This is a genomic window from Amycolatopsis saalfeldensis (genome assembly GCF_900110575.1).
GTDB lineage: Bacteria > Actinomycetota > Actinomycetes > Mycobacteriales > Pseudonocardiaceae > Amycolatopsis > Amycolatopsis saalfeldensis.
Window position 1 is genome coordinate 159,536 of the sequence record NZ_FOEF01000011.1, and the last position, 21,223, is coordinate 180,758.

A 21,223-nucleotide genomic window follows, 5' to 3' on the forward strand; every position below is an offset into this window, starting at 1 on the left:
CCACCCCCAGGAAACAAGGAACACCGTTCGCAGTAACTTCGACATTACCCGATGCGGGAGAATCGCTGCCATGGATCAGCCCGCCCCCGTGATCTGGATGAGGCCCGAGCAGGGCGCCCGCGGCCCGAAGGCGACCTACCGCCGCGACGACGTCGCCGCGGTGGCCGTGCGGGTTGCCGACGCCGAAGGCATCGACGCCGTCTCGATGCGGCGGATCGCCACGGAGCTGGGCGTCGGCGTCGCGTCGCTGTACCGCTACGTGCTGCGCAAGGACGAGGTCCACGAGCTGATGACCGACGCCGTGATGGCCGAGCTGGCCGGCGCCCGCACCACCGGCGACTGGCGCGCCGACCTGCGCCGCTTCGCCCACCTCCTGCGCGAGGTCTCGCTGCGCCACCCCTGGCTGCCCGCGCTGGCGGCGGGCCGGCTGACCCACGGCCCGTACAGCCTGCGCTGGACGGAGCTGACCCTGGCCGCGTTCGACGGCACCGGCCTCGGCACCGACGACATGCTGCTGGCGCTCGGCACGCTGTTCTCATTCGTCCGCGGGCACGTGCAGGCGGAGCTGGCCGAGCAGGAGGCGATCCGCCGCTCCGGGCTCAGCAACGACGAGTGGCTGACGCAGCAGGGCGAGTACGGCCCGGCGATCATGAACAACGGCGCGTACCCGCGATTCACCCGCGTGATGATCGAAGCCGAGACGCCGCACGCGGCCGACCGGCTGCAGCAGGCCTTCGAATCCGGCCTCGATCGTGTCCTCACTGGACTGTCGGCCACGATTCCGGAGGATGTTCCGGACAAAAAGCCCTGATCGCCGCTTCCCGGCGCCGACCGGCGCCCCGGTCGTGCCACGATGGTCGGTGAGGGCCCGCCGCCACGGGCCGCGAGGAGGTCCGAGTGCCCGACTGGGATGGCCGTGGGCTGCCGCCGGTCGCGCAAGCGCGCGTCGACCGGTTCGCCTCCTCGGGCCTGCACACTTCGCTGCTGAGCGTGCCGGCCGCGGTCGGCGCCGAGGTCGCGGGCTTCACCGCCGTCGGCGAGGTGATGGGCTGCATCGTCGAACGGCTCGGCTGGACCCCGGTGTACGGCATGACCCCGAACCAGCAGATCGGCCTGTACGCCGACGCGCTGCGGCAGGGCTACGGCGTCGCTCTCGACCGGCTCCGGCTGGAGGCGCAGGCGATCGGCGCGGACGGCGTGCTCGGCATCAACCTCTCCGTGACCCCGCTCGACGAGACCATGCAGGAGTTCGTCGCGCTCGGCACGGCCGTGCGCGCGGACTCGAAGCAGCGTCCGGGCCGGGTGTTCACCACCGAGCTGCCGGGGCAGGACGTCGGCAAGCTGATGCAGGCCGGCTGGGTGCCCGCGGACATCGTGACCGGCATCGCCGCGCACACCACGTTCGACTACAACATGCAGTACCAGACCACGATGTGGGCCGGGAACACGGAAGTCGACGCGCACACCCGGCTCGTCACGCACGTGCGGTCCGACGCCAGGAGCCAGTTCCGCCGCGCCGTGCAGGCCACCGGCGCCGACGGCGCGATCGTCTCGCGGATGACGCTCAACACCTGGCAGCTGGGCGAGATCGGCGTCGCCGGGGTGTCGAGCGTTTTCGGCACCGCGATCGGCCGCTTCCACCAGGGGGCCGCCGCGCCGACGTCCGCGCTCACCATGCTGCCGCTGAACCGAGCCTGACAAGGAGGCCCTGTGACCACTGTGGACCCCGCCGCGCAGCACATCCCCGAGGATGCGATGCGCCGGCTCGCCGAGATGCGGCCGGGACAGGCGACCAGCCTGTTCACTTCGGACCTGAGCGTGAACGAGTTCCTGCTCGTGCGCGAGGCCGGGTTCCGCCCGCTCGGGCTGGTGCTGGGCTCGAGCATCTACCACGTCGGCTTCCAGATGGGCCGGTGGAGCAAGAACCAGGAGATGGACCGGCTTTCCGCCGCCATGTACCACGCGCGCGAGCTGGCGATGTCGCGCATGGAGGCCGAGGCGGACCTGCTCGGCGCCGACGGGATCGTGGCCGTGCGGCTGGAGATCGAGTTCAAGGAGTTCGGCAACGACCTGGCCGAGTTCGTCGCCGTCGGCACCGCGGTGAAGGCCGACGAGCCCGGGGAATGGCGCAACAACACCGGAAAGCCGTTCACCTCCGACCTGTCCGGCCAGGATTTCTGGACGCTCGTGCAGGCCGGTTACGCGCCGCTCGGCATGGTGATGGGCTCGTGCGTCTACCACATCGCGCACCAGCGGTTCCGCCAGGCGATGGGCAACATCGGGCAGAACGTCGAGATCCCGCAGTACACCGAGGCGCTTTACGACGCCCGTGAGCTGGCGATGTCGCGCATGCAGGCGGAGGCCGAGCAGCTGCGCGCCGAGGGCATCGTGGGCGTCCAGCTGCTCTCGCTGCCGCACCGCTGGGGCGGGCACACCACGGAGTTCTTCGCGATCGGCACCGCGGTGAAACCGCTGCGTGCCGATCACCACATCACCAAGCCGCAGCTCGTGCTGCCCCTGACCGACTGATGGCCGGTTCGGAGCTGGACTTCCACCTGCTGGTCGCGACCCTGCGCACCGACCGCGCCGACGTCGAGTCCTACAGCCGCGTGCTGTCCGACACCCTCGGCGCGGCCCTCCCGCCGGGCATGGTGGAGGTAGACCGCCGCCGCACGTTCGCCGACCGAGTCGCCGGCCGCGCCGGCCAGCCGGTGGAAGTGCGCGTGACCACGCCGGACCAGCTGCTGGTACTCACCGCCGGCCGTAGCGGCGGCATCGCAGCCGAGGTCCGCCAAGTGGTCCGCGGCGTGGTGATCAGCCGGCGGGACACCGAGCTGGACGAGTGGCTGACCGTGCTCGCTTCGGAACTGCAAGCCTTGGCTTCACGGGACGAACGGGCTCGTACGGCGCTGGCCCGGCTGCTGGGGGGCTGACCGGGGTCCAGTGTCCTATGTGGACTGTTCGGGCGCCGGGACCGGCCCCTGCCGCGCTCTGTGCGGCGGAGGAGGCCTTCACGGCCGTGGCAGGCCCATCGGGTTCGGCACCGGCACCACGCCGGTGTCGACGACCACGCGGCTCAACGTCGTGGCCAGTTCGATCACGCGCTCGGCGTCCGCCGTGCCGAGCGCCTCCAGCGGTGCGGCGGCGAGGCGGTCGGTGGTGGCCTCGACCTCGTGGCGGACGGCGGCGCCGGTCTCGGTCAGCCGGCCGGAGCCGTCGAGCAGGCCGCGCCCCAGCAGGCGCGAGCGCGACTCCTCCCACTCGTCGTCGGTCCAGCCGCGGGCGCGTTGCAGCAGCTCACGGGTCGTCGCGCCGGTCGCGATGTGGGTCAGGCCCGCTTCGAGCCCACTCAGCCCGGCGGCCACGGACGCGAGCACGTGCCCGTCACCGCGATGTTCACGGAGCACGCAGGTCGCCAGCCACAACCGCGCGAGCAACCGCGGCGGCCGCGGAACGGCAGCCCACGCCGCAGCCAGCGGACGGCCGTCGAACCGGCAACCCGCGACCGCCCGTTCCAGCAGACCGGTCAGTTCGGCCAATCCCGCCTCGGGCAGCACCCGCGCAAGCACGGCCTCCACCGCTTCCACCCGGGTGCGCAGCACGTCCTGCGGGCTCGCGAACTTCCACGCGTCCGGCAGCGCGCGGGCCACCATCCCGGGCGCGAAGCCGAAGAACATCGACGTCACCGGGGCCGGTCCGATCGGGCCCAGCGGCGCCGCGCGGCCGGCGAAGTAGCCCATCCACCAGCCTCGCAGCCCGACGTCCTTCGCGGCCGCCGCGGGCTCAGGTGCGAAGTAGACGACGGCGTGCAACGGCTCCAGCGCCACCCAGAACCGCCTGGCCAGGCTCGAATTCGACTCCATGAGCAGCCAGCGTAATAGCCCGAAACGCGAGGAAGCCCCCTCCACCAGGCGGTGGAGGGGGCCTTCTCGGAACAGCTTTACCGGAGGATCAGGCCAGTGCGAGGCCGTAGGACTGAAGCTCCAGGGTCAGCGGGTAGAAGTAGCTGGTCACGGTGTCGCCGCCGGACAGGGTGCCCAGGCCCTTCGAACCGTCGTACGCCGGGCCGCCCGAGTCGCCGTGGTCGGTGTGGGCCGTGGTGCCGAACTCGTGATTGAGGACACCGACGTCGAAGTTGACCGACTCGTCGACCGAGGTGACCTGGCCACTGCCGCCACCGGTGGTCGAGCCCTGCTTCTCCATCTGCTCGCCGACGGTCGGCGAGCCCGCGCTGGTGATGGCCTGGCCGGTGTTGATCTCGCCGGGGCCGGAGCCGTTCGGGCGGGTCAGCAGGCCGGAGTCCGCCCCGGGGCAGTCGCTCTCGACGACCGTGGCGCCGGAGACGTCGCCGCCGGACCAGGTGCCGCCGAGGTTGGTGCAGTGGCCCGCGGTGAGCAGGAACGGCGAGCCGCCCCGGGTCACGTTGAAGCCGAGCGAGCAGCGGCCCTGGTCGTTCTGGATCGCGTCGCCGTCGGAGATGTAGAGCGACAGCTTGCCGGTCAGGTGCTCGATGCGGGCCGAGTCGCCCAGCTGGGCGGCGGCCGCGGTCACCTTGTCCGCGGTGGCCTTCGAGGCCGAGTCGTAGATCTTGACGACGACCTGGTTGTTCTTCGTGTCGATGCCCCAGGCGGTCTGCGGCACGTTCTTGACCGCGTCGAGGGAGTTCTTCGCCGACGTCAACGCCGCGAAGCTGTGCTTGACCATCTTCGTGGCGAAGCCGGCGGCTTTGGCCTTCTCCTGCGAAGCGGCATCGGTGACGTTGACGACGGCCTTGCCGTTGTCAAGGAAGATGCCGCCGCTCGCCGCGCCGAGGCTGTCGGCGACCTGCGTGGCCTGGCTGATGGCCTGCGCCTGCATCTGCGCGAAGGCCACCGGGCTCGCCGACGCGGCCGACGAGCAGATGCCCGCCGTCAGCGCCGCGGCCGAAAACAGGGTGAAGCTCGCGACGACCGTTTTCCGGGAAGTCATGGAATCTTCCTCCAGTTGTGCTGCTGGACGGATCCTGCGTGAGCGAGTCACGCACCACGGGGGGACGCTGCACACTTTTGTTGCCCAGAAACCGATGCACCACCGACGAAGGTTGGTTATTAACCAAGGTATCGGACAAAACGGACCTGGAGCCGCCGTTCGGCGCAGTTCAGCACGACCGAACGGCCCTGCCCAGAACGGGGCTATCCGGTCATGCGGGCAGCTTCGGTGAAAAGCCCGCGCGCCGGCCTGCCCCGAACGGCCCAACCGCCCGCGCGGCCGAAACCGGGCTCCTGGCTACGCCCAGGTGTGCCCGACGCCGAACTTCGCCACAGATTCACCGTGGCGGCCGTCCCCGCCGCCATTTCAGCGCACCTGGGCTGCGCTTCGCCGCATCCTCACCGGACGGCTCGAGAGTCAGTCCACAGAGGACCAATCATTCGGCAGGAGTGCCCTCCGGCCAACGGACATGGTCGCCGTAGCCGGGATTCTTCCGGAGGTACCCGGCGATGAACGGGCACACCGGCACGATCACGCGGCCGCGCTCCACCACGTCGTCCAGCGCCGCCTTCGCGAGCACCTTGCCGAGGCCGCGCCCGCCGAACGCGTCGTCGATCTCGGTGTGGGTGAACACCGTCAGCGTCCCGCGGTCGGTGTACGCGGCGAAGCCGGCCAGCTTGCCGTCGGCGAACACCTCGTAGCGGCTCTCGTCTTCATTGCGGACCACACCGGTCTCGTCGCTCATCGTCACTCCTCGCAGTCGGGGCATCCGGGTGAACACCGCAGGCCCCTCAACACTTCCCGATCCGGACCGGGCGGCAGCTCGGCCGCCGCACGGCGCGAGCGGCCCTCTCGCGCGCAGCAGTGCCGATGATCTTCACCTTAGAGCGACGAAACAGCACCCGGAACCGACCGCGCGGTGATCCGCGCTGGGCTGCCCGGGCGACGGCGCCTGCCCATTCGTGTGGTCGCGCACCGCGGGGCTTCCTGGGCGCGGGCGGTTTTGGTTGCCTCACGGGGTCCGGACCCAGCGACAGGGAAGGCCAGGGAAGCCGAAGTGCAGCCGTTTGCTCTGCCCGAGTTCTACATGCCGTATCCGGCCCGGCTGAACCCGAACCTGGAGGGGGCGCGGGCGCACAGCAAGGGCTGGGCGCACACGATGGACATGATCGACGTGCCCCAGCACGGCACGGTGATCTGGGACGAGGGCGACTTCGACTCCCACGACTACGCGCTGCTCTGCGCGTACACCCACCCGGACGCCGGCGCACCCGAGCTGGACCTGGTCACCGACTGGTACGTCTGGGTCTTCTACTTCGACGACCACTTCCTCGAGCTGTTCAAGCGCACCGGCGACATCGACAGCGCCCGCGCGTACCTGGACCGGGTGGCGCTGTTCATGCCGGTGACCGGCGAGATCACCGAGACCCCGGAGAACCCGGTCGAACGCGGGCTCGAAGACCTGTGGAACCGCACCGTGCCGCTCCGGTCGGCGGGCTGGCGGCGGCGATTCGTGGAGAGCACCCGCAATCTGCTCGACGAGTCGCTGTGGGAGCTGGCGAACATCAACGAGGGCCGCGTTTCCAACCCGGTCGAGTACATCGAGATGCGCCGCAAGGTCGGCGGCGCGCCGTGGTCGGCGAACCTCATCGAGCACTCCGTGCACGCGGAGGTGCCGGACTCGATCGCCGCGAAGCGCCCGATGGAGGTGCTGCGCGACTGTTTCGCCGACGCCGTCCACCTGCGCAACGACCTGTTCTCCTACCAGCGCGAGGTGGAGGACGAGGGCGAGCTGTCCAACGGCGTGCTGGTGTTCGAGAAGTTCCTCGGCTGCTCCACGCAGGAGGCCGCGGACGCCGTCAACGACCTGCTCACCTCACGGCTGCACCAGTTCGAGCACACCGCGTTCACCGAGGTGCCGGGGCTGTTCGAGGAGCACGGCGTGGATCCGGCCGGGCGGGCCGGGACTTTCGCCTACGTCAAGGGTTTGCAGGACTGGCAGGCCGGTGGGCACGAGTGGCACCTGCGCTCCAGCCGGTACATGAACGAGGGCGCGCTGGAGCGGCGCGACGGGCCGGAGCCGCTGGGCGGGCCGTCGGGCCTCGGCACGTCCGCGGCGCGGATCTTCTCCTCGCTGGCCGCCACGGCGCCGCAACGGATGCGCAGCTTCCGGCACCAGCCGTTCGAACCGGTCGGGCCGATCGAGCGGCCCGGATTCACCCTGCCGTTCCCGCTCACGCTGAGCCCGCACCTGGACCAGGCGCGCGAGAACCTCGTCGGCTGGTCGCGGGCCATGGGCATCCTCGACGGCGTGGTGTGGGACGAGCACAAGCTGCGCGCCACCGACGTCTCGCTCTGCGCTGCGGGCATCCACCCGGACGCGACGCCGGAGCAGCTGGACCTCACCAACGGCTGGCTGGCCTGGGGCACGTACGCGGATGACTACTACTCCGACGTCTTCGGCCTGACCGGCAACGTCGCGGGTGCGAAGGCGACGACGGAGCGGTTCAAGCTCTTCCTGCCGGTCGACGACGAGCCCATGCCGCCCCCGGTGAACGCGCTCGAAACGGCGCTGGCCGACCTCTGGTCCCGCACCACCGCGCCGATGGCCCGGGATTTCCGGCAGGGCTTCCGCAAGACGATCGTGGACATGACCGAAAGCTGGGTCTGGGAACTGGCCAACCGGGTCCAGAACCGCATCCCGGACCCGATCGACTACGTCGAGATGCGCCGCAAGACCTTCGGCTCGGAGCTGACCATGAGCCTGTGCCGCATCGGCCACGGCCGCACCGTGCCGCCCGGGATCTACCGCACCCGGGCGATCCAGGCGGTCGAGCGTTCGGCGATGGACTACGCCTGCCTGCTCAACGACGTTTTCTCCTACCGCAAGGAGATCCAGTACGAGGGGGACCTGCACAACGCCGTGCTGGTGGTCCGGAACTTCCTGGACGTCGGCGAACAAGAGGCCTTCGAAGTCGTCGCCGACCTCATGGCCGCGCGCCTGCAGGAATTCCAGCACGCCGTCGACGTCGGCCTCCCGACGCTCTTCACCGACTACAACCTCGACGACGCCGCGCGCAAGACCCTGCTCGCCTACGCCGGCGAGCTGAAGAACTGGCTCGCCGGCATCCTCAACTGGCACGAAGGCTGTCACCGCTACACCGAGCCGGAACTCGGCTACCGGCCCGCCGCCGCGGCCGCCCCGGTCACCCACCCGTTCACCGGGCCGACCGGACTCGGCACCAGCTCGCTCAGGATCTCCGCCCTCCTGCCCACTCACTGAAGCCCGGGCCCGGCGGGGAACCCGACAAGGTGCGACCGACCACTCCGCCGGGCAATTCCGTCCCAACCAGGTGATACTCGAAACCGTGACCGGCCTCAACCTGCACTTCCTCGGCCACGCGACCACGCGGGTCGAACTCGGCGGGCGCGTGGTCCTCACCGATCCCGTGCTCACCTCCCGGGTCGGCCCGCTCACCCGCGTGGCCCCGCTGCCCGACGCGTCCGCGTGGTCCGACGTGGACCTGGTGCTGATCTCGCACCTGCACGGCGATCACCTCCACCTGCCGTCGCTGCGGCTGGTGGGCCGCCGGACGCGGATCGTGGTCCCGCGGGGCGCCGGGCACTGGCTCGCGAAGCGGGGTTTCCCGAACGTCGAGGAGCTGTCCCCCGGCGAGAGGCTCACCGACGGCGACCTCCGGGTCACCGCGACCGAGGCAGTGCACTCCGGTCACCGGTGGGGACCGCGGCTCACGCACGGGCCGCAGAGCCCGGCGCTGGGGCACCTGCTCGAAGCCGAGGGCGTGCGCGTCTATTCGGCCGGCGACACCGACCTGTTCGACGGCATGGCGGAGTTCGCGCCGCTCGACGTGGCGTTGCTGCCGGTCTGGGGCTGGGGCCCGAACCTCGGCCCGGGACACCTGACCCCCGAGCGCGCGGCGGAAGCGGCCAAGCTGCTTCGGGCCGAAGTGGTCATCCCGGTGCACTGGGGCACGCTGGCCGTGCCCGGCATCCACCGGACCACGCGGATGCGCAAGCTGCTCGTGGAGCCGCCGCGCACGTTCGCGGCGGAGGTCTTCAAGGCGGGCCTGCCCACCGAGGTGCTGCTGACCCGGCCCGGCGCCGAGGTCGCGCTCCCGGCACCCGGGGACAAGGTGTGAACTGGTCCGACCCGTCGGCGATCGGCTACCCGGCGCTGTTCGGCGGGGTCCTGCTGGGCTCGGTGATCCCGATCGTGCCGACGGGCGCGGTCGTCGGCGCCGCCGCCGCGGTCGCCACCACCACCGACCACCTCTCGCTGCCGCTGGTGATCGTGCTCGCGGTGCTCGGCGCGTACCTCGGTGACGTGCTGACGTTCGCGGTCCCCCGGTTCGGCAGCGAGGCGCTGCTGCGCTGGGTCGAACGCCGTCAGCAGGCCGACCGGCTGGCCAAGGGCCGCGAGCAGTTCGCCCGCCGCGGCTGGCAGCTCGTGGTGATCGGCCGGCTGGTGCCCGCCGGGCGCATCCCGGTGCTGCTGGCTGCCGGCACGCTGAGCTACCCGTGGCGACGGTTCCTGCCCGCGGGCCTGGTGGCTTGCGTGCTGTGGGCCGTCGCCTATTCGCTGCTCGGCATCATCAGCGGCGGGATCTTCGACTCGCCGCTCATCGCCACGTTGCTCGCCACTGTGCTGGTGCTGCTCGTCACCGTCGCCATGACCTTGATCAGCAAGCTGCGCCGGAAGCCGGAGCGGACCGGAGGAGGACCTCGGTGACCAATCCCGAACCCGGCAAGGGGCGGCTGCTGCAGGGCGGCCGCGTCGTCGCCCGCGTGATCCTGGTCTGGGCCGCGGTCACCGGCGCGCTGCGCCTGCTCGACCTGTGGCTGGACGGGTTCTCGATGCAGTCCTGGTGGCAGCCCACGGTGTGCGCGCTCATCCTCGGCCTGCTGACGTCCGTGGTCTGGCCGCTGGTGGTCCGGATCGCCTGGCCGATCGCCTACTTCACCCTCGGCGTCGGCACTTTCCTGCTGCTGAGCGTGGCGACACTGGCGATCCTGCAGGCCGTGCCCGGCGTCGAGCTGCACAGCTTCAGCGCGGCGGTGATCGTCACGGTCGCGATGTCGGCCGTCGGCGCGGTGATCTCCAGCCTGCTCGCGGTCGACGAGGACGAGATCTTCTTCCGCCGCGCGGCCCGCCGCCGTCGACGGCACAACCCGGAGGCCGGCCTCGCCGAGCAGCCGCCAGGCGTGATCTTCCTGCAGATCGACGGCCTCGGTTACGACACCGTGCGCCGCGCCGTGCGCGACGGCGACATGCCGACGTTCGCGGCCTGGCTGGGCGAAGGCACCCACTCACTCACGCGCTGGCACACCGACTGGAGTTCGCAGACCGGCGCCAGCGTGTGCGGCATCCTGCACGGCTCGAACCACGACATCCTCGGCTTCCGTTGGTACGAAAAGGATCGCGACCACGTGATGGCGTGCGCGCACCCGACCGACGCGGCCGAGATCGAACGCCGCCACACCGACGGCCGCGGCCTGCTCTCGGGTGACGGCGCGAGCCACGGCAACCTGTTCTCCGGCGACGCCGAGCACGTCAGCCTCACCATGAGCTCGATCCCGGTGCTGGTGCCGCGCACCCTGCGCGGCCGCAAGCGCGACCGGGTCGGCGCCGGCTACCGCGCCTACTTCGCGAATCCGGTGAACGTGCTGCGGACGTTCGGCGTGGCACTGGTCGACGTCTTCCGGGAGCTGTCCGCGGCCGCCAAGCAGCGCCGCGCCGGCGTGATGCCGAGGATCCCGCGCGGCGGCTTCTACCCGCTCGCGCGGCCCGGCACCACGGTGATCGCGCGCGACGTCGTGGTGTCCGCGATCATCGGCGACATGCTGGCCGGACGGCCCGTGGTGTACGCCGATTTCCTGGGCTACGACGAGGTCGCGCACCACTCCGGCATCGAGCGCTTCGACACCCTGGAGGTGCTGCGCTCGATCGACCAGCAGTTCGCGCGGCTGCAGCGGGCGAGCCGGATCGCGCCGCGGCGCTACCACATCGTCGGGCTTTCGGACCACGGCCAGACCCAGGGCCAGGCGTTTGTCGACCGGTTCGGCGAGACGATGGAGGCACTGGTCGGACGCCTGTGCGGCGGCGAGCCCGTGGCCGAGGCGGGCAAGCGGCGGCAGGCCGAAAGCTGGCAGGTGAACGCGGCGCTGGCCGAGGCCACCACCACCGGCGGCCTGATCGCGCGCCGGCTGCGCGGCCGCGTCGAGAAGGCCGAAGGCGCCGAAAACCGGCCGCGCACCACCAGCGGCTCCCCCGGCGCGGTCACCCGCGTGGCGCCCGGGGTGGTCGCCGTCGTGTCCGGGCACCTGGCGATGGTGTCGTTCACCGAGCACGAGGGCCGGGTCGAGCTGGAGACCATCGAGCGCGAGTACCCGGACCTGCTGCCCACGCTGGTCGACCACGACGGCGTCGGCTTCATACTGGTGCGCAGCTCGGAGTTCGGGCCCGTGGTGCTGGGCCGCGACGGGCTCAAGCGGCTCGCCACCGGCGTCGTGATCGGCGAGGACCCGCTGGCCGACTACGGCCCGTACGCCGACGAGCTGGTCAAGCGCGTCGACACCTTCCCGCACTGCGCGGACATCATGATCAACAGCCGGTACGACCCGGAGTCCGACCAGTCCTCGCCGTTCGAGCGGCACGTCGGCTCCCACGGCGCGCTCGGCGGCCCGCAGCAGCGCGGGTTCATCGTGCACCCGAAGGAGTTCCCGCCGCCGGGCGAGCCGGTGGGCGCCGAGGCCGTGCACCACGTGTTCCGCGACTGGCTGACGTTTCTCGGGCACCCGGAACCCGTTGCTGCGAAAGAGAAATCCACTCCCATCCCCTCGGAGGTCGTGTCATGAAGCCGGTGGTCTACGGCGCGAGCTGGTGCCCGGACGTCAAGCGCAGCCGCGCGCTGCTCGACGCGGAAGGCGTTGAGTACGACTACGTCGACGTCGAGGCGGACACCGCGGCCGAAGCACTGGTCCGCGAACTGCAGGGCGGTCCGCGCCGCATCCCGACCATCGTCTTCGGCGACGGCACCCACCTCGTCGAGCCGAGCGACGACGAGCTGGCCGCGCGCCTTTCGCGATGACCCTGCTGACGGAACTGCCGCTCGGCACCCGCGTCGTCGTGCGCTATCGCATCGAGGGCGGCTTCACCGACGCACTCGGTCCGCTGCGCGAGCGCGACGCCGAAACCTGCACGGTCGAAACGAAACGCGGCCTCGTGGTCGTCCCGCTGGACGCCGTCGTCGCCGCGAAACCCGTGCCGCCACAACCGGTGCGGCGCCGCTGAAAACCGGTTGGCGACGGCCGGCTCCCGCTGTGACGATCAACCCATGACACGCACGTTCGAGGAGCTGGTGACCGAGGCCGAGGCCGTTTCCGTGGCGGGCTGGGACTTCTCCTGGCTCGACGGGCGGGCCACCGAGCAACGGCCGTCGTGGGGCTACCAAAGGCAGATCGGCGAACGGCTCGCGCGCGTCGAGTCCGCTTTGGACATTCAGACCGGCGGCGGCGAGGTGCTGGCCGGGGTGCCGGTGCTGCCGCCGCTGACCGTCGCGACCGAATCGTGGCCGCCGAACCTCGCGAAGGCCGCCGCGCTGCTGGAGCCGCGCGGCGGGGTGGTCGTCGCGGACACCGACGAGCCGCCGCTGCCGTTCCGGGCCGGCGCGTTCGAGCTGGTGGTCAGCCGTCATCCGGTGACGGTGTGGTGGGACGAGATCGCGCGGGTCCTGCGCCCGGGCGGGACCTACCTGTCCCAGCAGGTCGGCCCGGCCAGTGTGTTCGAGCTGGTCGAGTACTTCCTCGGTCCCCAACCGCCAGAGGTGCGCCGGGGCCGTCATCCCGAAGACGCCCGGGCGGCCGCCGAGCGCGCCGGGCTCGAGGTCGTCGACCTGCGGTTCGAACGGCTGCGCACCGAATTCTTCGACATCGGCGCGGTGATCTACTTCCTGCGCAAGGTGATCTGGATGGTGCCGGGCTTCACCGTCGAGGCTTACCGGCCCCGGCTGCGCGAGCTGCACGAGCGGTTGCGCGAAGGGCCGTTCACCGCCACCACCACCCGATTCCTCATCGAGGCGCGGAAGCGGACGTGAGGATCAGGTCGAGGCCGAAGGCGAACCGGTCGTCGAACCGGTCGTTGGCCTCGCTCAGCAGCACCCGCCGCAGATGCGGGTACGGCTCCAGCGTCGACGGCGAGGCCAGGTGCAGCTTGGGCGTCTCCGCGCTGCCCTGCTCCTCCACGACCAGTCCGATCGCGAAGTAGACGATCGTCCAGCAGGTCCAGTCGGCCTGGCGGTCGTCGAGGCCGAGCCCGGTCAGCGCGCCGATCAACGCGTTCGCGGTGCCGAGCGTGCCCGGCCCGGCGGTGAACGTGCCCGCGACCACCCGCCCGCCGTCGCGGTGGGCCAGCAACGCCGCGCGGTAACGGTGGGCCAGCTCGACCACGCGCGCGCGGGGATCCTCGGGGAGGCCGTCGAGGACGATGCCGTCCAAGATCGTGTCGGCCATCAGCTCGCGCAGCCGCGCTTTCGTTTTCACGTGCCACAGCACGGTGTTCATCCGCACGCCCAGCTTGCCCGCGACCGCGCGCAGGCTCGTGGCCTCCAGCCCGGACTCTTCGAGCACGTCGAGCGCCACCCGCACGATGTCGGTCTGGCGGTCCGAGGCCGCGGAGGTGGTCACCCGGCTGATCGTAGGTGGTCGGGGCCACCTTGCCAGCCCCTTGGTCAGTGACCTAGATTGGTCAGTGACCAAGGAGGTGCGTATGGAACTCCCGGTGATCGTCCGGCAGCTGCGCTGGGAAGCGGCCGGCGTGGTGTCCGTCGAGCTGACCCGCGAGGACGGCGGGGCGATGCCCGCGTGGCAGCCCGGCGCGCACGTCGAACTCGTGCTGCCGAACGGGATCAGCCGGCAGTACTCCCTGTGCGGCTCGCCGGAAGACCGGTCGAGCTACCGCATCGGCGTGCGGCGCGATCCGCGCAGCCGCGGCGGTTCGGAATACGTGCACGCGTTCCTGCGGCCTGGCCAGACGGTGCGGATCCGGGGCCCGCGTGACAACTTCAGGTTTACCCGCGCCGGGGAGTACCTGTTCATCGCGGGCGGCATCGGGATCACGCCGATCCTGCCGATGGCGCGCCAGGCCGCTGAGTGGGGAGTGCCGTGGCAGTTGGCGTACGGCGGGCACACGGCGGACTCGATGGCCTTCCGCGCGGAGCTGGAAGCCTTGGGCCCCTTCGGTTTCCACGCTTCAGACCGGACCGGGCGGCTGCCGTTGACCGAGCTGCTGGAGAAACCGCGCGGCGCGGTCTACGTGTGCGGTCCGGAGCCGCTGCTCGAAGCCGTCGAAAAGGGGGCGGCGCACTGGCCGGCCGGCTCGCTGCACCTGGAGCGGTTCAAACCGCGGCCCCGCCCGCCCCGGCCCGACACCCCGGTCGAGGTCGTGTGCGCGCGATCCGCGCGGACGGTGCAGGTGCCCGCCGACCGGAGTGTCCTGCGCGCGCTGGAAGACGCCGGGCTGCCGGTCGAGGGCTCGTGCCGCGAAGGCGTGTGCGGGACCTGCCGGACGAAGGTGCTCGAAGGCGTTCCCGACCACCGCGACGACATCCTGTCCGAAGACGAGCAGGCCCGCGGCGACGTGCTGTTCCCGTGCGTTTCCCGCGCGCTGACGAGCAAGCTGGTGCTTGATGTCTGAGATCCCCGCCCACACCGCCGCCGACGACTACGCGGGCATCGACCACGCCCGGCTGCGGGAGATCATCGGCGAGCCGATGCGGTTCATCGCCGAAAAAAAGTCACTGGCCCTGGGTGAGTTCCTGGTGCGGTTCATCGCGCACAGCACGTTCTTCTGCCTCGCCACCACCGACGCGGAGTCCAATTTGGACATCAGCCCGAAGGGCGACCCGCCGGGCTCGGTGAAGGTGCTGGACCCGTGGACGCTCGCCCTGCCCGAGCGGCCGGGCAACCGGCTGGCGGACTCGTTCGAGAACATCCTGCGCAACCCGGCCGTCGCGCTGCTGTTCTTCGTGCCGGGCATGCGGGAAACCCTGCGGGTCAACGGCCGCGCCACTGTTTCCGACGACCCTGCCCTGCTGCGGCAGCTGAGCGCCGGCGGCAAACCGGCGCTGCTGGCCACCGTCGTGCGCGTCGAGGAGGCCTTCACCCAGTGCGGCAAGGCGCTGATCCGCGCCCACCTCTGGGAAGGCGACGACCGCAACCTCACCGAAGCCCTCACCCTCGGCGGCGGCTTCTACAACCTGATGATCGCCCAGGAAGCCGCCAAGATGGCCGACGCGCTCGGCGGCTCGGTGGGCTCCATCCGGGAGATCGCGGAGGCGGACTACCGCGCCAACCTGGTCTGATCGATGGCCGTCTCGATGCCGTCCAGCAGGAGTTCCACGCCGGCGTCGAGGCTGAGCCAGGCCTCGCGTTCCAGATAGGACCGGGTGTCGGACGGGGCGGGTGACGGGGTCTGGCCCTCGCCGAGGCGCGCGACCAGCGGGTACCGCTCGGCGAAGTCCGGGACCAGCTCGCCCAGCAGCGCCGAGCGCGAGTACCACCAATCCTCTTCCGACAAGCCGGTCTCACGCGCGGCCTGGCGGGATTCGGCGGCGACCTGGACCGAGCCGCGCACGACGTTGAGCAGCGCGCCGACGATCCAGCGCACCCGGGCGACCGGCAGCCCCGTCGCCAGCAGCACCCGCAGCACGAGCTGCTGCATCCGGAACTCCCCCGGCCCCAGCACCGGCCGCGCGTACGAAACCTGCAGGAGCCACGGGTGCCGCAGGTGGAACTCCCCCAGCTCGCGCGCCAGCTCGAGCACGGCGGGCCGCCAGCCGGACGACAGGTCGTGGTCCTCGCGCAGCTCGCCGAGCACGTGGTCGTACATCAGGTCGATCAGCTCGCTTTTGCCGGGCACGTACGTGTACAGCGCCATCGCGGTGCGCCCCAGCCGATCACCGACCGCGCGCATGGACAGCGCGGCCATGCCGTCTGCGTCGGCGATATCGATGGCGGCGGACACGATGAGGGCAACGCTCAGCCCCGGCTTCGGCCCGGGCGCCGTCTTGGCCGCGGCACCCGTGCGCCACAACAGCTCCATCGAACGGCGAGCGTCACCCTGCCCGGCGAACACGACCACGGACGGCTCCTCACCCCTCGAACGGCTCCTCACACGATAAGGGGCCCCGCGTTCAGAGGCCCAGCGTGGCGGCCGTCAGCACGTACTTGCCCTGCAGCAGCTCGCCGCGCATCTCCGGGGTGACCGACTCGGTGACGCTGGTGAAGGTGGCCGGGGCGGCGGTCTGCAGGGCGGAGGCGAAGGTGCTCACGCTGGGATCCACGACCAGGCTGATGGTCGGCGTCTGGGTGGGCGCGAAGCGGTTGACCGCGCCGACGTAACCGAAGATCGAGCCGACGACCTCGCCCGCGGCGGCCGCGTCCGCCGGGCAGGTGGCGCCGGGAGCGGCCGGAAGCGAGAGGGTGGCCTTCTGGAACGCCTTCGAGGCCGGGGCGGCGGTCGCGTTCGGGTTGGCGCCCATCTCGTCGACGATGGTGTCCACATCGGAACGCAGCTGCTCCGTCACCGGGCCGACGGCGGCGCAGCGCGAGGGCGACGGCGGCATCGGCGCGATGGACGCCCCGGCCGTCCCGGTGGCGGCCGCCAGCAGCGCCGGCCCGAGGAAAAGCACTGTCACACAACGACGAAACGACACGGCGGGAGTTCCCTTCCCCGGGTAACAGGACGAGTCACCCTAGCCAGCGCGGGCCCGGCCACGACATTCCCCGGACGAGCGTCACCCCACCGGGAGAATCCGCGGCCCGGGGTAACGGACCGGCACCAACCACAATGGACGGACGGCCGTGGTGGCCGCCCGTCCACCGGGAACCGCTGCCGCTCAGTCGGCCAGCTCGATGGCCAGCGCCGGGCAGATCTGGGCCGCCTCGCGGACCTGCGTGTGCAGTTCCTCGGGCGGATTCTCCTGCAGCAGCACGACGATGCCGTCTTCCTCGCGCTGGTCGAACACCTCCGGCGCGGCCAGGACGCACTGTCCCGCCCCGACGCACCGGTCCTGGTCGATGACCACCTTCATGGCTTTCCTCCCGAACGAATCACCAGGTCACGGGGAGCTCGTGCACCCCGTAGACGACCATGTCGTGCTTGAACTTCAGGTCCTCGACCGGCGCGTCGAGCTTCAGCGTCGGAATCCGGCGGTACAGCGTGCTGTACACGACTTGCAGCTCGACCCGGGCCAGCGGCTGGCCGAGGCACTGGTGCACGCCGTAACCGAACGCCACGTGGTGGCGGGCCTTGCGGGTGACGTCGAGCTGGTCCGGCTCCGGGAACGCGCCCGCGTCGCGGTTCGCGATGTCCGAGGCAGCGATCAGGCCCTCGCCCTTGCGGACCGGCTGCCCGCCGACCTCCATGTCCTCCAGCGCCACGCGCCGCCGTCCCGTGTGGACGATGGTGAGGTAGCGCAGCAGCTCCTCCACGGCGTTGGCGATGAGCGCGGGGTCGCCGTCGCGGACGAGGTCCAGCTGGTCCGGGTGCTCCAGCAGCGCCGCGGTGCCGAGCGTGATCATGTTGGCCGTGGTCTCGTGGCCCGCGACGAGGAGCAGCTGCCCCATCGCCGCGACGTCCTCGACGGTCATCGCGCCGGTCGCGACCTGCTCCGTCGCGAGCCGGCTCAGCACGTCGTCCCCCGGGTCGGTCAGCTTCTGCTTGACCAGCCCGCCGAGATACGCGAGCAGTTCCTCCAGCGCCGCCAGCGATTCCGCCGGCGTCGAGTTCTTGGCGATCAGGACCTTGCTGACCCGGTGGAAAAACGCGCGGTCCGCATACGGCACGCCGAGCAGCTCGCAAATCACCAGCGACGGCACCGGGAGCGCGAAGGCCTGCACCAGGTCCGTGGGGTTCGGGCCGGCCAGCATGTCGTCGATCAGCTCGTCGACGATCTTCTGGATCCGCGGCCGCAGCCGCTCCACCTTCTTCACCATGAAGTCGCCGGTCAGCAGGCGCCGCTGGGAAGCGTGGTCCGGATCGTCCATGCTGATGAATGCCTTGGCCCGCTTGCGCCGCGCCGCGATGCCGGGCGACTGCGCCGGATAGCCGGGCAGCTCGGAGTCGGCGCTGACCCGCGCGTCGGCGAGCATCGCCCGGACGTCTTCGTAGCGAGTGAACAGCCACGGCTCGCTGCCGTCCCAGATCTTCACGCGGGACACCGGTTCGTCGTGCAACCGGCGGTCGAGCTCCGGCGGCGGGTCGAACGGGCTGCGCCCTCGCGCCATCGGGAACTCGGGCGCGTCGGACAGGGCCTCCGACATTTATGCCTCCTACACAGAGTCACCAAACGATTGTTCGGACACTTACTGAACACATGTTAGGCAATCTGGTGAAGAGTTCGCCACCCTCGCGGCGTAGATCACCATTACGGCCGAGAACAGGTGGGGTGAAACCGGAGAAAACGCCCTGGCTCAGGCAAAAACCAGCGAGACGAGCTCATCCACGAACGGCAGCACCGTGTCCGCGCTGGCGCGCCGCGGCGAGTTGTGGAACAGCGCGACGCGGCCGTGCGCGCCGACGAACGCGATCACTCCGGCGCGGTCGGCCGGCACCCGCAGCGGGTGCCCGGCGGCATCGCAGCGCGCGAACCCGGCGGAAAGCAGGTCGACGACCTCCAGCAGCGGGCGCCTCGGCCGCGCGTCGGGCCCGGGCTGGGTGGCGCCGTTCGCCGTCATCAGCCGGTAGTGGCCGGGGTTGTCCATGGCGAACTGGCAGTAGGCGTGGACCAAGGCGCGAACCCGGCCGACGGCGTCGGCCGGGTCCTCGCTCGCCTCGGCGGCCGCCATCGCGGCGCGCATCCGGGCGAACTCGTACTCCAGCAGTCCCTCGACCAGCGCGGAACGGTCGGTGAAGTGCTGGTAGATGCTCGCGGGGGCGATGCCGACGGCGCGCGCGACGCCGCGGATGGTCAGGCCGTCTTCGCCGCCGAGCTCGGAGAGCAGGCGGCTGGCCGCGTCGAGGATTTCCCCGCGCAGCCGGTCGCCCTCGCCCCACCGGTTGCGCGTGCGCGGGGCGCTGACCTCGACCTCTTCCGACACGCCCCCATTCTTACCGCTTGCCCGGCCACGGCGCGGGCCAGGCCCGCCGGGTGCGGCGAACCGTTACGACACCAGCTGCGGGTACTGCCCGGCGATGCCGCCCGACAGCCCGGCGCGCACGCGTCGGCTGACCTCGTCGGCGACGACCTCGAACTCGCCCTTCTCGACGGCGTCCAGTGCCTGGGCGGCGACCTCGGCCGGATCGGCCTTCGGGCCGTCGACGTGGGCGGCCATGTCGGTGTCCATGTAGCCGACGTGCAGGGCCGTCACCTGGGTGCCCTGGTCCTTGAGCTCGATGCGCAGGCCGTTGGTGAGCTGGAGCCCCGCGGCCTTCGCGGCGGAGTACGCGGCCACGTGCGGCGCGGTGAACCACGAAAGGACCGACAGCACGTTCAGGATCGCGCCGCCGCCGTTGCGCTCGAGCACCGGCGCGAACTCGCGCGCCATCACCAGCGTGCCGAAGTAGTGGGTGTCCATCTCGAGGCGGGCGTCCTCGATCGAACCGCCGAGGAACGAAGCGCCGGTGGACGAGCCCGCGTTGTTGACCAGCAGCGTCACGTCGCCGGCCAGCTCGGCCGCGGCGCGCACCGACGCCGGGTCGGTGATGTCGAGCTTGATCGGCACGACGCCCGGCAGGTCGATGGACTCCACGTTGCGCGCGGCGGCGTACACCTTCGCGGCGCCCCGTTCCAGCAGCTGCGCGGCGAACCGGCGGCCCAGACCGCGATTGGCTCCGGTGACCAGCGCGACCGATCCCTTGATCTGCATGATGAACTCCTCTGACTTTCGAATAGCAAGCTAGCCAACGCCGACGGTACGACGTAAGCTTGCTTAAAGCAAGGCAGCTGGCGGAAGGAGAATCCGATGGGTCGTCGAAGCGACTGGACCGGCACGTCCTGCCCCACCGCCCGCGGCGCCGACGTGCTCGGCGAGCCGTGGACGCTCCTGCTCCTGCGCGACGCGCACGCGGGCGTCACGCGATTCGAGCAGTTCCGCGAGCATCTGGGGATCGCGGACAACGTGCTCTCCGCACGGCTGGCCCGGATGGTCGAAACCGGCCTGTTCACCCGCGTGCCGTACCGCGACGGCGGCCGGACCCGCGCCGAATACCGGCTCACCCCGGCCGGCGCCGACACCCTGCCGATCCTGCACGCGATCGCAGCGTGGGGCGACGCGCACACCTCGTCGCCCGCCGCCTCGGAGCCGATGCGGCTGGTGCACACGGCGTGCGGGCACTCGACGCGCCCCGGCGAGTCCTGCGACCACTGCGGCGCCGAGATCGAGCGGTCCGGCCTGCGCCTGGTCGAGTCCTGGCTGCACCACTTCGACCTGCCGCTGGCCGAGCCCGTCGGCTGATCCAGGCACGAGTGAGCATGTCAACCCGGGGAAGGTGTTGGTAAATCACCAGTTGCCGGACGGTACGAAAGTCGGGTCACAAAAGGGCGGAAACTGCCTAGATTTGCCACAGCGCGCGCAAATCAGGCAAATCTCCCACATCCCCTGAGGAGCTTTCCGATGTCGAGGAAGTTTCTGCTGTCCGGCGCGATCGCACTGGCCTTCGCCGCCACCCCGCTGATCTCCGGCACGGCCACCGCCGCACCGGCCACGGGCCAGCAGGCCGCCGCGGTCACCACGGTGTACTACAGCACCTCCGGTGCCCCGACCTTCCGCTCCGCCATCAACGCGGGCGCGGCCAACTGGAACAACTCCGTGACGAACGTGAAGCTGGTCGAGCGGTCTTCGGGCGCGTCGCTGCGCTACACCGAGGGCAACGACCCGCGGGGCTCCTACGCCCAGACCGACGGCCACGGCAGCGGCACCATCTTCATCGACTACGCCCAGGCGCAGCAGTACGACAACACCCGCATCACCGCGCACGAGACCGGCCACGTGCTCGGGCTGCCCGACCACTACTCGGGCCCGTGCTCGGAGCTGATGTCGGGCGGCGGCCCCGGCCCGTCCTGCACCAACGCGCTGCCGAACTCGCAGGAGCGCTCACGCGTGAACTCCCTGTGGGCCAACGGTTTGCGCGTCAACACGGCGGCGCCGCAGCAGCGCATCTACGAGGAGCTGCCGGTACTGGCCCACCGAACACGATGACGTGAAGCGGGGCCGGCTCGCTAGAGCCGGCCCCGCC

25 protein-coding genes are annotated in these 21,223 nt (G+C 71.0%); 15 read left to right on the top strand and 10 right to left on the bottom strand.

All coding sequences use genetic code 11. From position 1 onward, the window contains the following. Positions 1–70 precede the first annotated feature (70 nt). From BMY97_RS24515 to BMY97_RS24530, 4 genes are all read left to right on the top strand, one after another. Positions 71–811 carry a TetR/AcrR family transcriptional regulator gene (locus tag BMY97_RS24515; protein WP_091620236.1) on the top strand — a complete coding sequence of 247 codons (741 nt, stop codon included), beginning with the start codon at positions 71–73 and terminating at the stop codon, positions 809–811. Positions 812–897: 86 nt separating this feature from the next. After that, positions 898–1,698, top strand: coding sequence for a heavy metal-binding domain-containing protein (locus tag BMY97_RS24520; protein ID WP_091620238.1), 801 nt, complete (start codon positions 898–900; stop codon positions 1,696–1,698). Between the two features lie 12 nt (positions 1,699–1,710). Then, complete coding sequence (locus BMY97_RS24525; protein ID WP_245787472.1) at positions 1,711–2,529, top strand: heavy metal-binding domain-containing protein; 819 nt, start codon at positions 1,711–1,713, stop codon at positions 2,527–2,529. After that, a complete protein-coding gene (locus tag BMY97_RS24530) occupies positions 2,529–2,933 on the top strand; it encodes a hypothetical protein (RefSeq protein WP_091620241.1) in 405 nt (134 codons plus the stop codon). Before BMY97_RS24525 ends, BMY97_RS24530 begins: the two co-directional genes overlap by 1 nt. 78 nt (positions 2,934–3,011) lie before the next feature. On the opposite strand, the gene BMY97_RS24535 is transcribed toward BMY97_RS24530, so the two are convergent. The 3 genes from BMY97_RS24535 to BMY97_RS24545 all read right to left on the bottom strand — a co-directional run bounded on the left by BMY97_RS24535 (position 3,012) and on the right by BMY97_RS24545 (position 5,713). After that, entirely contained in the window at positions 3,012–3,863 is an 852-nt protein-coding gene (locus BMY97_RS24535; protein WP_091620244.1) for an SCO6745 family protein, read from the bottom strand. 88 nt (positions 3,864–3,951) lie between these two features. Further along, positions 3,952–4,968, bottom strand: a complete 1,017-nt coding sequence (locus tag BMY97_RS24540) for a S1 family peptidase (RefSeq protein ID WP_091620247.1) — start codon at positions 4,966–4,968, stop codon at positions 3,952–3,954. A gap of 436 nt (positions 4,969–5,404) precedes the next feature. Further along, positions 5,405–5,713, bottom strand: a complete 309-nt coding sequence (locus BMY97_RS24545; RefSeq protein WP_091620250.1) for a GNAT family N-acetyltransferase — start codon at positions 5,711–5,713, stop codon at positions 5,405–5,407. A 312-nt stretch (positions 5,714–6,025) separates the two neighbouring features. Between BMY97_RS24545 and BMY97_RS24550 the strand changes: the two genes are divergently transcribed. From BMY97_RS24550 to BMY97_RS24580, 7 genes are all read left to right on the top strand, one after another. Next, complete coding sequence (locus tag BMY97_RS24550) at positions 6,026–8,251, top strand: terpene synthase family protein (RefSeq protein ID WP_091620252.1); 2,226 nt, start codon at positions 6,026–6,028, stop codon at positions 8,249–8,251. Positions 8,252–8,336: 85 nt separating this feature from the next. After that, entirely contained in the window at positions 8,337–9,128 is a 792-nt protein-coding gene (locus BMY97_RS24555; protein ID WP_091620594.1) for an MBL fold metallo-hydrolase, read from the top strand. Beyond that, positions 9,125–9,718, top strand: a complete 594-nt coding sequence (locus BMY97_RS24560; protein WP_091620255.1) for a DedA family protein — start codon at positions 9,125–9,127, stop codon at positions 9,716–9,718. Before BMY97_RS24555 ends, BMY97_RS24560 begins: the two co-directional genes overlap by 4 nt. Then, positions 9,715–11,844 carry a phage holin family protein gene (locus tag BMY97_RS24565; RefSeq protein ID WP_091620258.1) on the top strand — a complete coding sequence of 710 codons (2,130 nt, stop codon included), beginning with the start codon at positions 9,715–9,717 and terminating at the stop codon, positions 11,842–11,844. The genes BMY97_RS24560 and BMY97_RS24565 overlap by 4 nt, the downstream gene beginning before the upstream one ends. After that, on the top strand, positions 11,841–12,077 hold the full coding sequence (locus BMY97_RS24570; RefSeq protein ID WP_091620260.1) for a glutaredoxin family protein: 237 nt from the start codon (positions 11,841–11,843) through the stop codon (positions 12,075–12,077). Before BMY97_RS24565 ends, BMY97_RS24570 begins: the two co-directional genes overlap by 4 nt. Continuing rightward, positions 12,074–12,280, top strand: coding sequence for a putative acetyltransferase (locus tag BMY97_RS24575; protein WP_091620263.1), 207 nt, complete (start codon positions 12,074–12,076; stop codon positions 12,278–12,280). The genes BMY97_RS24570 and BMY97_RS24575 overlap by 4 nt, the downstream gene beginning before the upstream one ends. Before the next feature lie 43 nt (positions 12,281–12,323). After that, a complete protein-coding gene (locus tag BMY97_RS24580; protein ID WP_091620266.1) occupies positions 12,324–13,082 on the top strand; it encodes a methyltransferase domain-containing protein in 759 nt (252 codons plus the stop codon). Here BMY97_RS24580 and BMY97_RS24585 read toward each other — a convergent pair. Beyond that, entirely contained in the window at positions 13,057–13,671 is a 615-nt protein-coding gene (locus tag BMY97_RS24585) for a TetR/AcrR family transcriptional regulator (RefSeq protein ID WP_218156857.1), read from the bottom strand. The genes BMY97_RS24580 and BMY97_RS24585 overlap by 26 nt on opposite strands. Before the next feature lie 82 nt (positions 13,672–13,753). Here BMY97_RS24585 and BMY97_RS24590 point away from each other — a divergent pair, with 82 nt between their 5' ends. Together BMY97_RS24590 and BMY97_RS24595 are read left to right on the top strand one after the other, a co-directional pair. Next, complete coding sequence (locus tag BMY97_RS24590; RefSeq protein ID WP_091620268.1) at positions 13,754–14,680, top strand: PDR/VanB family oxidoreductase; 927 nt, start codon at positions 13,754–13,756, stop codon at positions 14,678–14,680. After that, complete coding sequence (locus tag BMY97_RS24595) at positions 14,673–15,347, top strand: MSMEG_1061 family FMN-dependent PPOX-type flavoprotein (protein ID WP_091620272.1); 675 nt, start codon at positions 14,673–14,675, stop codon at positions 15,345–15,347. The genes BMY97_RS24590 and BMY97_RS24595 overlap by 8 nt, the downstream gene beginning before the upstream one ends. Here BMY97_RS24595 and BMY97_RS24600 read toward each other — a convergent pair. The 6 genes from BMY97_RS24600 to BMY97_RS24625 form a co-directional block, all read right to left on the bottom strand. Beyond that, positions 15,326–16,126, bottom strand: a complete 801-nt coding sequence (locus tag BMY97_RS24600) for a TetR/AcrR family transcriptional regulator (protein WP_091620275.1) — start codon at positions 16,124–16,126, stop codon at positions 15,326–15,328. The two genes, BMY97_RS24595 and BMY97_RS24600, sit on opposite strands and share 22 nt — an antisense overlap. Positions 16,127–16,178: 52 nt before the next feature. Beyond that, positions 16,179–16,682 (bottom strand): hypothetical protein, encoded by a 504-nt coding sequence (locus BMY97_RS24605; RefSeq protein ID WP_143086278.1) that lies wholly within the window; start codon positions 16,680–16,682, stop codon positions 16,179–16,181. A 201-nt stretch (positions 16,683–16,883) separates the two neighbouring features. After that, positions 16,884–17,078: a ferredoxin gene (locus BMY97_RS24610; protein ID WP_091620281.1), complete on the bottom strand. Its 195-nt coding sequence runs from the start codon at positions 17,076–17,078 to the stop codon at positions 16,884–16,886. A 19-nt stretch (positions 17,079–17,097) separates the two neighbouring features. Continuing rightward, positions 17,098–18,309, bottom strand: coding sequence for a cytochrome P450 (locus BMY97_RS24615; RefSeq protein ID WP_091620283.1), 1,212 nt, complete (start codon positions 18,307–18,309; stop codon positions 17,098–17,100). A gap of 150 nt (positions 18,310–18,459) precedes the next feature. After that, positions 18,460–19,086: a TetR/AcrR family transcriptional regulator gene (locus BMY97_RS24620; protein ID WP_245787473.1), complete on the bottom strand. Its 627-nt coding sequence runs from the start codon at positions 19,084–19,086 to the stop codon at positions 18,460–18,462. 63 nt (positions 19,087–19,149) lie between these two features. Beyond that, complete coding sequence (locus BMY97_RS24625) at positions 19,150–19,854, bottom strand: SDR family oxidoreductase (RefSeq protein ID WP_091620286.1); 705 nt, start codon at positions 19,852–19,854, stop codon at positions 19,150–19,152. Between the two features lie 96 nt (positions 19,855–19,950). Here BMY97_RS24625 and BMY97_RS24630 point away from each other — a divergent pair, with 96 nt between their 5' ends. Together BMY97_RS24630 and BMY97_RS24635 are read left to right on the top strand one after the other, a co-directional pair. Then, entirely contained in the window at positions 19,951–20,442 is a 492-nt protein-coding gene (locus BMY97_RS24630; protein ID WP_091620289.1) for a winged helix-turn-helix transcriptional regulator, read from the top strand. 159 nt (positions 20,443–20,601) lie between these two features. Continuing rightward, entirely contained in the window at positions 20,602–21,186 is a 585-nt protein-coding gene (locus tag BMY97_RS24635; RefSeq protein WP_091620292.1) for a snapalysin family zinc-dependent metalloprotease, read from the top strand. Positions 21,187–21,223 lie beyond the last annotated feature (37 nt).